Raw genomic sequence first — 13,780 nt, 5'->3', positions numbered from 1 at the left:
GAGAGAAGACCGTTTGCCCATGTCTATTTCATCGTCCCGCCGTCCATTGTTGCGTCTGTTTTTAGCCGGTCTCTGTGCCTGCCTGCTGAGCCCGTTGGCCAGCGCCGATCAGGCCAAACGCCTGCGCATTGGCATCACCCTGCATCCGTATTACAGCTATGTGGCGAACATCGTCGGCGACAAGGCCGAAGTGGTGCCGCTGATTCCGGCCGGTTTCAACCCGCACGCCTACGAGCCGCGCGCCGAGGACATCAAGCGCATCAGCGGGCTGGACGTGATCGTGCTCAACGGTGTCGGCCATGATGATTTTGCCGACCGCATGATCGCCGCCAGCGAAACGCCGAACGTCAAAACCATCGAAGCCAACGAAAACGTGCCGCTCTTGGCCGCCACCGGGGTCGCCGCGCGCGGGGCCGGCAAAGTGGTCAACCCGCACACGTTCTTGTCGATCAGCGCCTCGATCGCCCAGGTCAACAACATCGCCCGCGAACTGGGCAAACTCGACCCGGACAACGCCAAAACTTACACGCAGAACGCCCGCGCCTACGGCAAACGCCTGCGGCAGATGCGCGCCGACGCGTTGGCCAAGCTGACCGAGGCGCCGAACGCCGAGCTGCGCGTGGCCACAGTACACGCGGCTTACGACTACCTGCTGCGTGAATTCGGTCTGGAAGTGACGGCAGTGGTTGAGCCGGCGCACGGCATCGAGCCGAGCCCGAGCCAGTTAAAGAAGACCATCGATCAACTGCGCGAACTGGACGTGAAAGTGATCTTCTCGGAGATGGATTTCCCGTCGAGTTACGTCGATACCATTCAGCGTGAATCCGGGGTGAAGCTGTACCCGCTGTCGCATATTTCCTACGGCGAATACACCGCCGACAAGTACGAAAAGGAAATGACCGGCAACCTCAACACCGTGGTGCGGGCGATTCAGGAGTCGGGGGCATGACTTCAAAAGAAACCCTCTCTCCCGAAAACACCGAATCCCCTGTAGGAGTGAGCCTGCTCGCGATGGGGCCAGATCAGCCAGCATCATTGTTGGATGACACTCCGCTATCGCGAGCAGGCTCACTCCTACAGGTTTCGGGGCCGACATTGGATTTTGCGGAGGTTTGTCTGACGCTGGGGCGGACGACGATCCTCGACAAGGTCACTTTTCAGGTGCAGCCCGGCAACGTACACGCATTGGTCGGCCCGAACGGTGGCGGCAAGAGTTCGTTGATCAAAACCCTGCTCGGGCAGATGCCGCATCAAGGCCAGCTCAGCCTGCAATGGCCCGGCGAGCCCGGCACCATCGGTTATGTGCCGCAAGCGCTGGAATTCGATCGCGGCCTGCCGATGACCGTCGACGATTTCATGGCCGCGATGTGCCAGCGTCGCCCGGCATTTCTTGGTTTGAGCAAACACTACGCCGGCGCTATCGGTGATGCGCTGGAACGCGTCGGCATGCAGGACAAACGCAAGCGGCGCATGGGCGCGCTGTCCGGCGGTGAGCGGCAGCGGGTTTTGCTCGCACAGGGTTTGATTCCGGCGCCGCAATTGCTGGTGCTCGATGAGCCGATGTCGGCCCTCGACGAAGCCGGGATTCAGGTGTTCGAACGCCTGCTCGGCGATTGGCGCGCGGCCGGCATCACGGTGTTGTGGATCGAACATGATCTGGAAGCCGTCGGCCGTCTGGCCGATCGCGTCACCGGCCTCAACCGTCGCGTGCTGTTCGACGCCACACCTCGCGAGGCGTTGACCCCGGAGCGTCTGCTGACACTGTTTTCGACCCATCCACGGAGCGCGAGCTGATGAGTTACGAAGCCTTTCGTTTGATGGTTCAAGGCTGGGCCTCGTCCGGTTATCTGCCGGAAGCGCTGGCCTACGGTTTTGTCGTCAATGCGCTGCTCGCCGGCCTGTTGATCGGCCCGGTACTCGGTGGCCTCGGCACGCTGGTGGTGGTCAAGCGCTTCGCGTTTTTCTCCGAAGCAGTCGGTCACGCCGCGCTGACCGGCGTGGCCATTGGCATTCTGCTTGGCGAACCCTACACCGGGCCATACGGCAGTCTGTTCGGTTACTGCCTGTTGTTCGGCATCCTGCTCAATTACCTGCGCAACCGCACCGGTCTGGCGCCGGATACCTTGATCGGCGTATTCCTCTCGGTGTCGCTGGCCTTGGGTGCGAGCCTGCTGCTGATTCTCGCCGGCAAGATCAACGTGCACATTCTCGAGAACGTGCTGTTCGGTTCTGTATTGACCGTCAACGGCAATGATCTGGCGGTGCTGGCCATCGTCGGTTCGCTGGTCATGGCGTTGGCGCTGCCACTGTACAACCGCATCATGCTCGCCAGCTTCAACCCGCAACTGGCGGCGGTGCGCGGCGTCGCGGTGAAGACACTGGACTATCTGTTTGTGATTCTGGTGACCTTGATCACTGTGGCGGCGGTAAAAGTCATCGGTGCGATTCTGGTCGGTGCGCTGCTGGTGATTCCGGCCGCTGCGGCGCGCTTGCTCAGCCAGTCGCTCAAGGGCTTCTTCTGGTGTTCGGTACTGATCGCCACCGTCAGCACCTTGTGCGGAATTCTCGCGCCGATCGTCTTTGATCTGCCGATTCCGTCCGGCGCCGCGATCATTCTGGTTGCCGGCATCGCCTTCGCCCTCGCCGCCATCGCGCGCGGTGTCGTCCCGAGTCTGAAAGGGAATCTTGGATAAATGACTTTTTCAATGCGCAAACTAACCTTGGCCTTGGCCCTGTGCGGCGTGGTCAGCACACCTGTGTTCGCCGCTGAAAGCACCAAGCCGCTGCACGTGCTGGCCTCGTTGCCGATCACTTACGGCTTGGGCGAAGTGTTGCTCAAAGGCACTGACGTCAAGCTCGAACGCGCGGCGCCGGCGAATCTGCCGGGCAGTCGCCAGACCGCTTACTTCACCGGACGCGGCGCGCCGGCGCTGAGCAAACTGGCGACCGACGCCGACGCGGTGATCGGCGTGCGCTCGCTGTGGGCCGATGATCCGCTGTACCCGATTTCTCGGCGCAGCAATATCCGTATCGTTGAGGTCGACGCCGCACGCCCGGTGGACGGCGCCCTGCCCGGCATCGCTGTGCAGCCGGATTTGAAGGTGGACGGTTTGAACAGTCAGCCGTGGCTGGCGAGCAACAACATGGGGCGCATGGCCGACGTGATGGCGGCGGATCTGGTGCGTCTGGCACCGAGCGCCAAGCCGAAAATAGAAGCGAATCTGGCGGCGTTGAAACAGCGTTTGCTCAAACTCAGTGCCGACAGCGAGGCGAAGTTGGCCAGCGCGGATAATCTGAGTGTGATGAGTTTGAGTGATCACTTTGGCTATTTGATTGGCAGCCTCAATCTGGAGTTGGTCGGCCAGGATCCACGGCCGGATGCGGAATGGACGGCTGAGGATCTGCAGAAACTGACGGCGACACTCAAGGACAATGATGTGGCGGTGGTGCTGCATCATCGTCAGCCTTCGGAGGCGGTGAAAGCGGCGGTGGCGGCCTCGGGAAGTCGGTTGGTGGTGTTGAGTACCGATACGGCGGATCCGGTGGCGGAGCTGGAGGGGAATGTGGATTTGGTGCTTAAAGGATTGAAGGGCTGAAGATCAAAAGATCGCAGCCTTCGGCAGCTCCTACAGGATTTATGCTTACCAATGTAGGAGCTGCCGAAGGCTGCGATCTTTTAAGGACATAAAAAAACCCGCTAACCGTCACCGGTTCAGCGGGTTTGTTTTTGCCTGATGACTTACTGCGCCGCGACCTGCGCTTCCATCTTCTGACGCAAGCTCAGCGGACGCATGTCAGTCCAGACTTCTTCGATGTAGGCCAGGCATTCCTTTTTCAGGCCGCTCTTGCCCACGGTGCGCCAGCCTTCCGGCACGGCTTTGTAGTCCGGCCAGATCGAGTACTGCTCTTCGTGGTTGACCACGACCTGAAAGAGGATGTCCTCGCGGTCGAATACTGACGTCATGCTGGTTCTCCATCGTTGTAAGGGTGGGCTGCACATCGAATGCAGCCGGGTATAAAGAAAGAACGTTCGGCGCGGCGAAAAATTTACACAGCGGCGGTGGCAGCGGCCAACGCGCGGCCGAAGATCTCGGCGACACGGTCGATCTCCGCTGCAGTAATCACCAGCGGCGGCAGGAAACGCACAACGGCGCCATGCCGACCGCCGAGCTCCAGAATCAGCCCGCGCTTGAGGCATTCACGCTGCACCAGCGGCGCCAATCGCGCGAAGGCCGGCGGATGACCGAGCGCATCCGCCGCACCGTTCGGCTCGACCAGTTCAACCCCGAGCATCAGACCGCGACCGCGAATATCACCGAGTTGCGGGAAGTCGCGCTGCAGAATGCGCAGGTGCTCGCTCAAGCGTTCGCCCATGGCGGCGGCATGTTCGCAAACATTGTGTTCGACCAGATAACGCATCACCGCCGACCCGGCAGCCATCGCCATTTGATTGCCACGGAAGGTGCCGGCGTGCGCACCCGGCTGCCAGGTGTCGAGCCAGTCGCGATAGACCACCACCGCCAGCGGCAGGCTGCCGCCGATGGCTTTGGACAGCACCACCACGTCTGGCACGATGCCAGCGTGTTCGAAGGCAAACATCTTGCCGGTGCGGGCGAATCCGCTTTGAATCTCGTCGACGATCAATGCGACGCCGGCCTTCTCGGTGATCCGGCGTAAACCGCGCAGCCACTCGATGTCGGCCGGAATCACTCCGCCCTCGCCCTGCACTGCTTCGACGATCACCGCTGCGGGCAGTTGCACGCCGGCTTCGGGGTCGTTGAGCAGGTTGTCCAGATAGCTCAAATTGGCCTTCACACCGGCCACGCCACCAAGGCCAAACGGGCAACGGTAGTCGTACGGGAACGGCATGAACTGCACGCCGTTGCTGAGCAATGCGCCCAACGGTTTCTTCGGCCCCAAACTGCCCATCAGGCTCAACGCGCCCTGGCTCATGCCGTGATAACCGCCGGAGAACGACAGCACGGTGCTGCGTCCGGTGGCCGTGCGCACCAGTTTCAATGCCGCTTCCACGGCATCAGTACCGGTGGGGCCGCAGAACTGGATTTTCGCTTCTGCTGCCAAAGCCGCTGGCAGCAAAGCAAACAGATCCTGAACAAATTGATCCTTGACCGGCGTGGTCAGGTCCAGCGTGTGCAGCGGCAATTCATCGGCCAGCACTTGCTGGATCGCTTCGATCACCACCGGGTGGTTATGCCCCAACGCAAGCGTGCCGGCACCGGCCAGGCAGTCGATGAACGTGCGCCCTTCAACGTCTTCGACGTACAGACCTTTGGCGCGTTTGAGCGCCAGCGGAATGCGCCGCGGATAGCTGCGGGCATTGGATTCCTGTTGTGCCTGACGCGCGAGCAGCGGCGACTCGTTGAACTGGTACAGCGTTTCCGCCGGCACCGAGGTGACCCGGGCCGACGACTCTTCAATAAGGCTGGTGGCGACTGACATCTCTCGACCCTCAATACGCTATGGATAGTGACCAAAACAGCACACCGGGCAGATGCGCGTTCCCGTCGCGGGGCGCACTTGCAGGTTTTCCTGTTCTGGAAACGCTTCAGCGTGTCGAGGATTTAGACCCTTGATCGAGTTGTCAGCTGGAGTCTGGCAACGGCTTGCTCATGGGCTGCGTCTGCAGGCCTTTGTCGTTAAGGGCTGGCGCCGATTCGCGGTAGTCCAGATGGCGATAAAACGGCTCACCGGTGCGGGTGCTGTTGAGTTGAATGTGGATCGCCCCGCGAATGCGCAGCCAGCCTTCGAGATCGGTCATCAGCGCCCTGCCTGCACCGCGTCGAAAGCACTCCGGTTGCACGTAACAGAAGGTGATATCGCCATTCGCTGTGGCCATGCCGACGCCGATCGGTTTGTCGTCGAGCAGGGCGATGTTGAGGTAGAGCTGCGGGTTGGCGAGCCAGGCGCTGATGTCTTCAGCTGACTGCCGGGAAATCCATTCGTTGACCCGTCGGGGATCGTTGCGATGATCGAGTGCGCAACCGATGCGGATAGAACGTTCGATGATGCGGCTGATGATGCCGGCGTCAGCCAGAGTGGCGGGACGAATGCAGATGGGGGCTTCCATGGCGCAGTTTCCTCAATCCATTGAGATAAAGCTGGGGCTGACCTTAACCCTCACACCAACGGATAGCGACCGCCAAGAAGTTACATTTAATGAGTAACCCCTGTAGGAGCTGCCGAAGGCTGCGATCTTTTGACTTTGCTCTTCAAGATCAAGATCAAAAGATCGCAGCCTTCGGCAGCTCCTACAGGAGGGAGTGGTATCAGAGGGGTTGCAGCGGCATGCTCAGTTCGACGCGCAACCCATCCGCGCGGCTGTCGAAATGCAGGGCGCAATCACAACGCTGGACGATCGCCTGAACAATCGCCAGTCCCAGGCCGCAACCGGTGCTCTGACCATTGCGCCAGAAACGCTGGGTCAGGTGCTGCAAATCATCCGGCGCAATGCCCGGGCCATGGTCGCGCACGACAAAGCGCACCCGGTTGCCGATGGTTTCCATGCTCACCTCCACCGCGCAATCTTCCGGTGTATGCCGCAGCGCGTTGTCGAGCAGATTGCGCAACGCGGCAATCGCCAAGACTGCCGGCATTTGCAGCGGCGCCTCGGACAGTTGCGCAGGCAGTTGCAGTTTGATCCGCAGCCGTTCACCGCCAGTGGCATCTTGAATAGCCAGTCGGGCAACTTGCTCGGCGCTGCACTGCGAGCCGTCGTCGAACGACAAACTGCCCTCGACCCGCGCCAGCAACAGCAATTGCTCAAGGGTTCGATGCAATCGGTCAGCGCCCTCCTCGGCCCGCGCCAGTGACTGATCGCGGGCGCTGCCTTCGGTCATGCGCGCGACTTGCAGGTGCGTTTTAATCGCCGTCAGCGGGCTGCGCAGTTCATGGGCCGCATCACCGGTCAGACGGCGTTCGCGCTCGATGGTCTTACCAATGCGCTGAAACAGCTGATTCTGCGTATCCAGCAACGGTTTCAATTCGCTGGGAAACGCCTGCAACTGCAACGGTTCCAGCGAGTCGGCATTACGCCGCATCAACGCTTCGCGCAGTCGATTGAGTGGCGCCAACCCCTGGCCGATGCCCAGCCACAACAGGCAGAGACAACCGAGCAACGCCACGCCCACCGGTACCGAAGCGGCGAGCAGAATCGACATGTTCAGCGCCTCACGTTCGATCTGCCGATCCGCCGTGGTAATGCGCACATCGCCGCGCGCGAGGGTGAAACTGCGCCACGGCGCGCCGTCGATCATCTGATCGTGGAAACCCATTTTCTCGGCTTCCAGCGCTTGTTCAGGATTGTTGTGGCTGCGGGCAAGAATTTCCCCGCGTAACGAACTGACCTGACACGCCATGCCGCCGGGAATGTTCAGTTGTTCAGCACTGAAGTGAGTGCCTTCGCCTTTGCTTGGCAGTGTCGGCAATTGCTCCAGCAACCCGGCGACCATGCGCGCCGACGCCACCAGGCGCTGGTCGAGGGAAAACATCATCTGGTTGCGCAGGTCGCTGAGCATCCAGGCCGCGGCCAGCGCCCAGATCAGCGCGAACGCGGCGCCGAGGGTCAGGCTCAGACGCAGTCGCAGACTCATCACTTGCCTTGATCTCCGCCATCCGCCGGGCCCAGGCGATAGCCCAGACCGCGCACGGTTTCGACGATGCCTTTGCCGAGTTTGCTGCGCAGGTGGTGAATGTGCACGTTGAGCGCGTTGCTTTCCAACTCGTCGTTGAAACCGTAGACGCTGTCTTTCAACTGTTCGGTGGAAAGCACCCGGCCGCGATTGTGCAACAGCGCTTGCAGCAGTGATTGCTCGCGTCGCGACAAATCCACCGGTTGCCCCGCGAGCATGGTTTCGCGGCTGCTCGGGTCGTAGGTCAATGCGCCGTGCTCGATCAGATTGACGCTGCGACCGGCGACGCGGCGCAACAGGGTTTGCAGACGCGCGAACAGTTCGCGCAGATCGAACGGCTTGAGCAGGTAATCGTCGGCGCCGGCCTGCAAGCCATCGACGCGATCAGTGACTGAGTCGCGCGCGGTCAGAATCAGCACCGGAATCTCCAGGCCGCTTTGCCGCAATTGTTGCAGCAACTTGAGGCCATCTTCGTCGGGCAGGCCGAGATCGAGCACCATCACGTCAAATTCCGCGACCTTGAGCATCGCCCGCGCCTTCGACGCGGTGTTGACGTGCTCAACGGTCAGCCCCTGAGCCGTGAGACCGGCAACGATCCCGCTGGCGATCAGCTCATCGTCTTCGCAAACCAGTACGTGCATGGGAGCTCCGTGAGCAAAAAAGGCGATTCGAACAGAGAAAGATTAAGTGGCAATTATGGCAAGCACTATCGCTGGGGAGAAGCGCGGCGGCAAAAACGGCTCGGAATCCCCTGTTTGATTGCACCTTATTATCAGGCTGTTGATTAAAACTGGATGGCTGAATCTGCCGTAGCAACAATCCGAATAACACACCACCGCGCTTTTAACGATGATTGGATTATTGTCGATAAAAGCAACTTAACCTATCAACAACTTCAGATTCGGAAACAATCATGCCCCAACTAAAAAACTTCGTAGCGGTCGACTGGCGCGCAGGCAAAGACAAAATCTACTTCTTCTTCAAAGACACCAACACTTACTCCCGCTTCGACATCGAGGACAACCGGGTTATTGATGGACATCCCACTACGCCCAACGCCATCAACTGGCATGACTTCCACCCCCACGCGCAGGATCTGCGTTTCGGATTCACCACCACTGGCTTTGAAACCCCCGAGTATCTGGGGTTTGACTCCGATATCTTGTGGCTTTTCTACCACGACGGCGAGCAACCCATGGTGTGTAAATACGATCAGGACACGGACAAGGCTAACAGTTTCATGCCTCTGTCCAAATCGCCTTGGTTTCTTTTGGAACCCTACTTCAATCGTATTATCGCCGGTACCTGGAGAGAAAGCGCGCACCAGCCGCGCGCCTTTGAGTTCCTGCTTAATGATGGGACTTGCGTTCTTATCAACCTCACTAACGACGTTAATACCGTCCACCATAAAAACATCAAAGATATTTGGCCTGAACTGAGCCGTTATCAACACAGGATCATTACCGCGGTGCAAAACGACCGGTCACTGGCGGACAGTTACTACTATGTTTTTCTAACGGGAAACCAGTACCTCAGGTGCAATCTTTGGACGCATCGATTGCTCGAGGGGCCGATCGACGTCAACGACGGCAATTGGCCGGGGCTATTGCGCGACTGAACAGGCCAAACGAAGCGCCTGGCAGGTCAGCGGGTTACCGGGCGAGGTTAATCATCGGTTAATCTCTAGCCCCCATTGTTCGCCACACTTGCACAGGGACAAGGCTCCTCCATGCGTCATTTTTTTCTTTTTTTTGCACTGCTGATTTCGAGTCTGGCCCAGGCCGGGAATAATCCTTTCGAATCAAAACCGGAATTTTTGCCGGTCGACAAGGCGTTCGTGCTCACCTCCGAACGCCTGGAATCCGGTGAAACCCAGCTGTTCTGGCAAATCACTGACGGCTACTACCTGTATCAGAAACGCCTGAAATTCGATGGGCTGACCGCCGAACAACAACCAGCGCTGCCAACAGGTGAATCCCACAGCGATGAGTTTTTCGGTGAGCAACCGGTTTACCGCCAAGGCCTGGAGGTGAAAATCCCGGCCTCGGCCAGCGGCCAGATCAAAGTCAGCTATCAGGGCTGTGCCGATGCTGGCCTGTGCTACCCGCCGCAAACCCGCGTGATTGATCTGGGGGGCAAAGCCGCCGTCGCCGCCAGTACCGAAGCACCGGATCAAGCCTTGGCCAGCAGCCTGCAACAGCGCGCGCTGGGCTGGAGCTTGCTGGTGTTCTTCGGCCTTGGTCTGTTGCTGGCCTTCACCCCTTGCACGTTGCCGATGTTGCCAATTCTGGCGGGTATGGTCGTCGGCAGCGGCGCCACTCCGCGTCGAGGTTTCGCGCTAGCCGGCAGTTATGTGATTTGCATGGCGCTGGTGTATGCCGCGATGGGCGTGATTGCCGCGCTGCTCGGCGCCAACCTGCAAGCGTGGCTGCAAAACCCTTGGCTGCTCGGCACTTTTGCCGCGATATTTGTGGTGCTGGCGTTGCCGATGTTCGGCTTCTTTGAACTGCAATTGCCAGTGGCGCTGCGTGATCGTCTTGAACACGCCTCACGCAGTCGCAGTGGTGGCAGCCTGATTGGCGCCGGTGTTTTGGGCGCGTTGTCCGGTTTGCTGGTCGGCCCGTGCATGACCGCGCCGCTGGCCGGTGCGCTGCTGTATATCGCGCAGAGTGGCAATGCGCTGCACGGCGGTTTGATTCTGTTCTCGCTGGGTATTGGTATTGGCGTACCGCTGTTGCTGCTGGTGACTGTCGGCAATCGCTTCCTGCCAAAACCGGGCGCGTGGATGAACCTGCTTAAAGGCGTGTTCGGTTTCCTCTTTCTTGCTACCGCGTTGCTGATGCTGCGTCCGGTGCTGGATCCGTCGTTGTGGCTGGGCCTGTGCGGGGCGCTGCTGTTGATCGCTGCTTACAGCGCCTGGAAACAATCCGAAGGCTTTGGCCGGGTTGCGCAGATGTTCGGCGCCGCTGCACTGCTGCTGGGTTTGTGGGGCAGTTTGCTGGTGATCGGCGCGGCGGGTGGCAGTGATGATCCGTATCAGCCGCTGCAGGTTTACAGTGCCGGTCGCACCGCAAGCGCTGCACCGAATGGTCATGAGGCGTTCACCACCATCAAGGATCCTGTCGCTTTGCAAAGCGAACTGGATGCTGCGAAAGCCAAGGGCCAGTGGGTGCTGCTCGATTACTACGCCGACTGGTGCGTGTCGTGCAAAGTCATGGAGAAACAGGTGTTCGGCAAAGACAAGGTGATGCAGGCGCTGAGCGATGTGCGTCTGCTCAGGCTCGATGTCACCGCCGACAACGCTGCCAGCCGCGAACTGCTCAGCCGTTACAAAGTGCCGGGGCCACCGAGTTTCGTCTGGATCGGCACTGACGGCGAAGAACGCCGCAGCCAGCGCATCACCGGCGAAGTCGATGCCGACACCTTCCTGCAACGCTGGGCCACCACCCGGGACGCCAATTAATGCTGACCTTCACCCTCGGCACTTTTGCCATCGCGCTTAACCACCTGCTGCTGATCAGTGCTTTGGCGCTGGCGACGTTTGTCGGCTGGCGGGTGGCCAAGCGCGGCGGTGATAACCCCGAGTCGGCGCTGTTCAGTCTGTTTCTGCTGGGCATGTTGGCCGCGCGCATCGCGTTTGTGCTGATGTACTGGTCGCACTACCGCAATGACCCGTGGCAAATCATCGACCTGCGCGATGGTGGTTTTCTGGCCTGGCCGGGGGTGATCGTTTTGCTGTTGGCAGCGCTGTATCGCGGCTGGCGTCGTCCGGGATTGCGTCGACCGTTGGGTTTTGGCGTGGCCAGTGGCGTGGTGTTCTGGCTGTTGGCGACGCTGTCGCTGAACATTTACGAACAGGGCACGCGCCTGCCGGACATTGCCCTGCGCAATGCCGCCGGGGAGACGGTCAAACTCAGCGATTATCAGGGTGGCCCGCTGGTGATCAACCTCTGGGCGACCTGGTGCCCGCCGTGCCGACGGGAAATGCCGGTGCTGGAAAACGCTCAGAAACAACGTCCCGACCTGACCTTCCTGTTCGTCAATCAGGCGGAAAGCATGCAAAGCGTCGCGACGTTTCTCGAAACCCAAGGCCTGAGTTTGAACAACGTGTTGTTCGATCGCGGCGGTCGACTCGGTCAAGCCGTGGGCTCCATGGCTTTGCCGACTACGCTGTTCTATAGCCCTGATGGCCGCCTGCTGGGCAGCCACTTGGGCGAGTTGTCCAATGCCAGCCTGGCGCGCGCACTGGAAAACTTCGACACCGCGCCTTCAAGTCCCAATCCGGCCGCAGCGACGGTCAACTCTGCAAGGAAACTGCCATGCCCCGCCTCCGCCACCTGCTGACGCTGACTCTGGGCACTGCCCTGTTGCACCTGCCGTCCGTGCAGGCTGCTGAAGAACTGCCGGCCGCGATCAAACAGATCGAAGCCAAAGGCGCGAAAATCGTCGGCCAGTTCGATGCCCCCGACGGTTTGCGCGGTTACGCGGCGCAATACCAGAATCGTGGCATGGCGCTGTACCTGACCGCGGACGGCAAACACGTGATTCTCGGCAATATGTACGACGCCGACGGCAAGGACTTGAGCAGCGAACCGTTGCAGAAACTGGTCTATGCGCCAATGGCCAAGGAAGTCTGGGCCAAGTTCGAGGCGAGCAACTGGATTCAGGACGGCAACAAAGATGCACCGCGTACCGTGTATCTGTTCAGCGACCCGAACTGCCCGTACTGCAACATGTTCTGGGAACAGGCGCGGCCCTGGGTGAAGTCCGGCAAGGTGCAATTGCGTCACATCATGGTCGGGATCATCCGCGAAGACAGCCCGGGCAAATCCGCTGCACTGCTGGCCGCAAAAGACCCGGCCAAAGCCCTGGAAGATCACGAAAAGGCTGGCAAGGGCAGCTCGCTCAAAGCCTTGAAAGATATTCCCGCAGCCGTGCAAACCAAACTGGCGGCGAACATGCAGTTGATGGAAGACCTGGATTTGCAGGCCACCCCGGCGATTTTCTACATGGATGCCAAGGGCGAGCTGCAACAACAGCAAGGTGCGCCTTCACCGGACAAATTGGCGCAGATTCTCGGGCCTAAGTAAGCAAGATCAAATGATCGCAGCCTGCGGCAGCTCCTACAGGGGAATGCGTTTCCTGTAGGAGCTGCCGCAGGCTGCGATCTTTTCAATGGCGCTCAGCCAAAAAGGCAAACAACACCTCCGTCACAAACTGCGCATTCTCCAGATTGGAGATATGCCCCGCCTCCGGCACCAGCGCCCACGGGCAGCCAATCAACTCGGCCATTTCCTTTGCCTCTGACGGTGGCCGTGGTTTGTCCTGATCGCCGCACAGCACCAGCGTGCTGGCAGCGTCCAATTCGCCCAGACGCGGCAACAAATCTTCGCGGCCAAAAGTGATGCGCCCCATCGGCACGATGCTTTCGCGCAGGCGATCTGCGCTGTAGGCCGCCAGTTTCGCGCGGAATGCCTGATACAGCGGCGATTGCGGATCGATGCCCGGGCGGAAGAAGATCGGTACGACGATGTCGAGCAGTTGCTCGGAGATTTCGCCGGTGTCTTCGATTTGCTTGAACAGCGAGAAATAGTACTGGCGGGTAGGTTCCGGTTCGACGCCGAGGTAGGTGTCCATCAGCACCAGCCCGTTGATCCGCTTCGGTGCCGCCAGCGCGAGACGTGCGCCCCACATTCCGCCGACCGACAATCCGACGAGAGTGACCTGATCAATCTGTAGATGATCGAGCAAGGCCTGCGCCTGCCGGGCGATGTCATCGAGGGAGGTGGTGCCTTCCGGTAGCCGGCCTGACTCGCCGTGGCCCCACAGATCGAGGGCGATCACCCGATAGTGTGGCGATAGCGCGGCGATCTGCGGCGCCCACATGGCCTGATCCCACAGATAACTGCCGGCGAGCAGTACCGCCGGGCCGGTGCCTTGATCAATGTAATGCAGCGCTTGTCCGTCAACCGTGAAGAAGGGCATCGATTCACCTGCGCGGTAAAAAACAGAACCGGCAGACTGAGCTGCCGGTTGGTTGTCGTCAATCGGGGAAATGATGCGGTTTGTGTTGAGGCTGATGACGCCTTCGCGAGCAAGCCCGCTCCCACAGGGGAACGCATTCCAACGGT

Annotated in this window: 14 protein-coding genes; 8 read left to right on the top strand and 6 right to left on the bottom strand. The window is 60.1% G+C overall.

Annotation, left to right across the window (positions count from 1 at the left end; all coding sequences use genetic code 11):
* The first annotated feature begins 19 nt into the window (after positions 1–19).
* The 4 genes from ACP3TY_RS06525 to ACP3TY_RS06510 are packed head-to-tail and all read left to right on the top strand — an operon-like array spanning position 20 to position 3,596.
* Positions 20–949 carry a metal ABC transporter substrate-binding protein gene (locus tag ACP3TY_RS06525; protein WP_053122200.1) on the top strand — a complete coding sequence of 310 codons (930 nt, stop codon included), beginning with the start codon at positions 20–22 and terminating at the stop codon, positions 947–949.
* Complete coding sequence (locus tag ACP3TY_RS06520) at positions 946–1,794, top strand: metal ABC transporter ATP-binding protein (protein WP_426619530.1); 849 nt, start codon at positions 946–948, stop codon at positions 1,792–1,794. The genes ACP3TY_RS06525 and ACP3TY_RS06520 overlap by 4 nt, the downstream gene beginning before the upstream one ends.
* Positions 1,794–2,693, top strand: coding sequence for a metal ABC transporter permease (locus ACP3TY_RS06515; protein WP_007917717.1), 900 nt, complete (start codon positions 1,794–1,796; stop codon positions 2,691–2,693). Before ACP3TY_RS06520 ends, ACP3TY_RS06515 begins: the two co-directional genes overlap by 1 nt.
* Positions 2,694–3,596, top strand: a complete 903-nt coding sequence (locus ACP3TY_RS06510; protein ID WP_426619529.1) for a metal ABC transporter substrate-binding protein — start codon at positions 2,694–2,696, stop codon at positions 3,594–3,596.
* A 143-nt stretch (positions 3,597–3,739) separates the two neighbouring features.
* On the opposite strand, the gene ACP3TY_RS06505 is transcribed toward ACP3TY_RS06510, so the two are convergent.
* The 5 genes from ACP3TY_RS06505 to ACP3TY_RS06485 form a co-directional block, all read right to left on the bottom strand.
* Positions 3,740–3,964 carry an MbtH family protein gene (locus tag ACP3TY_RS06505; protein ID WP_053122206.1) on the bottom strand — a complete coding sequence of 75 codons (225 nt, stop codon included), beginning with the start codon at positions 3,962–3,964 and terminating at the stop codon, positions 3,740–3,742.
* An 83-nt stretch (positions 3,965–4,047) separates the two neighbouring features.
* Complete coding sequence (locus tag ACP3TY_RS06500) at positions 4,048–5,460, bottom strand: aspartate aminotransferase family protein (protein ID WP_426619528.1); 1,413 nt, start codon at positions 5,458–5,460, stop codon at positions 4,048–4,050.
* Positions 5,461–5,602: 142 nt separating this feature from the next.
* A complete protein-coding gene (locus tag ACP3TY_RS06495) occupies positions 5,603–6,088 on the bottom strand; it encodes a GNAT family N-acetyltransferase (protein ID WP_426619527.1) in 486 nt (161 codons plus the stop codon).
* Between the two features lie 199 nt (positions 6,089–6,287).
* Entirely contained in the window at positions 6,288–7,610 is a 1,323-nt protein-coding gene (locus tag ACP3TY_RS06490) for an ATP-binding protein (protein WP_426619526.1), read from the bottom strand.
* Positions 7,610–8,290, bottom strand: a complete 681-nt coding sequence (locus ACP3TY_RS06485; RefSeq protein WP_053122214.1) for a response regulator — start codon at positions 8,288–8,290, stop codon at positions 7,610–7,612. Before ACP3TY_RS06485 ends, ACP3TY_RS06490 begins: the two co-directional genes overlap by 1 nt.
* Positions 8,291–8,562: 272 nt before the next feature.
* On the opposite strand from ACP3TY_RS06485, the gene ACP3TY_RS06480 reads away from it, so the two are divergent.
* From ACP3TY_RS06480 to dsbG, 4 genes are all read left to right on the top strand, one after another.
* Positions 8,563–9,267 carry a hypothetical protein gene (locus tag ACP3TY_RS06480; RefSeq protein ID WP_426619525.1) on the top strand — a complete coding sequence of 235 codons (705 nt, stop codon included), beginning with the start codon at positions 8,563–8,565 and terminating at the stop codon, positions 9,265–9,267.
* A gap of 111 nt (positions 9,268–9,378) precedes the next feature.
* Positions 9,379–11,112, top strand: coding sequence for a protein-disulfide reductase DsbD (dsbD, locus tag ACP3TY_RS06475; RefSeq protein ID WP_426619524.1), 1,734 nt, complete (start codon positions 9,379–9,381; stop codon positions 11,110–11,112).
* Positions 11,112–11,993, top strand: coding sequence for a prolipoprotein diacylglyceryl transferase family protein (locus tag ACP3TY_RS06470; protein ID WP_426619523.1), 882 nt, complete (start codon positions 11,112–11,114; stop codon positions 11,991–11,993). Before dsbD ends, ACP3TY_RS06470 begins: the two co-directional genes overlap by 1 nt.
* The gene (dsbG, locus tag ACP3TY_RS06465; RefSeq protein WP_053122222.1) at positions 11,969–12,739 is read left to right on the top strand and encodes a thiol:disulfide interchange protein DsbG; all 771 of its coding nucleotides are present in this window, start codon (positions 11,969–11,971) and stop codon (positions 12,737–12,739) included. The genes ACP3TY_RS06470 and dsbG overlap by 25 nt, the downstream gene beginning before the upstream one ends.
* Positions 12,740–12,821: 82 nt before the next feature.
* Here the strand turns inward: dsbG and ACP3TY_RS06460 are convergent, their stop codons facing one another.
* Positions 12,822–13,634: an alpha/beta fold hydrolase gene (locus ACP3TY_RS06460; RefSeq protein WP_426619522.1), complete on the bottom strand. Its 813-nt coding sequence runs from the start codon at positions 13,632–13,634 to the stop codon at positions 12,822–12,824.
* Between the last annotated feature and the right edge of the window lie 146 nt (positions 13,635–13,780).

The organism is Pseudomonas rustica (genome assembly GCF_049959085.1).
Lineage (GTDB): Bacteria > Pseudomonadota > Gammaproteobacteria > Pseudomonadales > Pseudomonadaceae > Aquipseudomonas > Aquipseudomonas rustica.
Note: the sequence above shows the minus strand (reverse complement) of the source record. Positions and strands in the feature narration are given on the sequence as shown.

Coding starts and splice junctions, on each gene's coding strand:
- ACP3TY_RS06525 (WP_053122200.1), top strand. CDS start 20: ATGTCTATTTCATCGTCCCGCCGTCCATTGTTGCGTCTGTTTTTAGCC.
- ACP3TY_RS06520 (WP_426619530.1), top strand. CDS start 946: ATGACTTCAAAAGAAACCCTCTCTCCCGAAAACACCGAATCCCCTGTA.
- ACP3TY_RS06515 (WP_007917717.1), top strand. CDS start 1,794: ATGAGTTACGAAGCCTTTCGTTTGATGGTTCAAGGCTGGGCCTCGTCC.
- ACP3TY_RS06510 (WP_426619529.1), top strand. CDS start 2,694: ATGACTTTTTCAATGCGCAAACTAACCTTGGCCTTGGCCCTGTGCGGC.
- ACP3TY_RS06505 (WP_053122206.1), bottom strand. CDS start 3,964: ATGACGTCAGTATTCGACCGCGAGGACATCCTCTTTCAGGTCGTGGTC.
- ACP3TY_RS06500 (WP_426619528.1), bottom strand. CDS start 5,460: ATGTCAGTCGCCACCAGCCTTATTGAAGAGTCGTCGGCCCGGGTCACC.
- ACP3TY_RS06495 (WP_426619527.1), bottom strand. CDS start 6,088: ATGGAAGCCCCCATCTGCATTCGTCCCGCCACTCTGGCTGACGCCGGC.
- ACP3TY_RS06490 (WP_426619526.1), bottom strand. CDS start 7,610: ATGAGTCTGCGACTGCGTCTGAGCCTGACCCTCGGCGCCGCGTTCGCG.
- ACP3TY_RS06485 (WP_053122214.1), bottom strand. CDS start 8,290: ATGCACGTACTGGTTTGCGAAGACGATGAGCTGATCGCCAGCGGGATC.
- ACP3TY_RS06480 (WP_426619525.1), top strand. CDS start 8,563: ATGCCCCAACTAAAAAACTTCGTAGCGGTCGACTGGCGCGCAGGCAAA.
- dsbD (WP_426619524.1), top strand. CDS start 9,379: ATGCGTCATTTTTTTCTTTTTTTTGCACTGCTGATTTCGAGTCTGGCC.
- ACP3TY_RS06470 (WP_426619523.1), top strand. CDS start 11,112: ATGCTGACCTTCACCCTCGGCACTTTTGCCATCGCGCTTAACCACCTG.
- dsbG (WP_053122222.1), top strand. CDS start 11,969: ATGCCCCGCCTCCGCCACCTGCTGACGCTGACTCTGGGCACTGCCCTG.
- ACP3TY_RS06460 (WP_426619522.1), bottom strand. CDS start 13,634: ATGCCCTTCTTCACGGTTGACGGACAAGCGCTGCATTACATTGATCAA.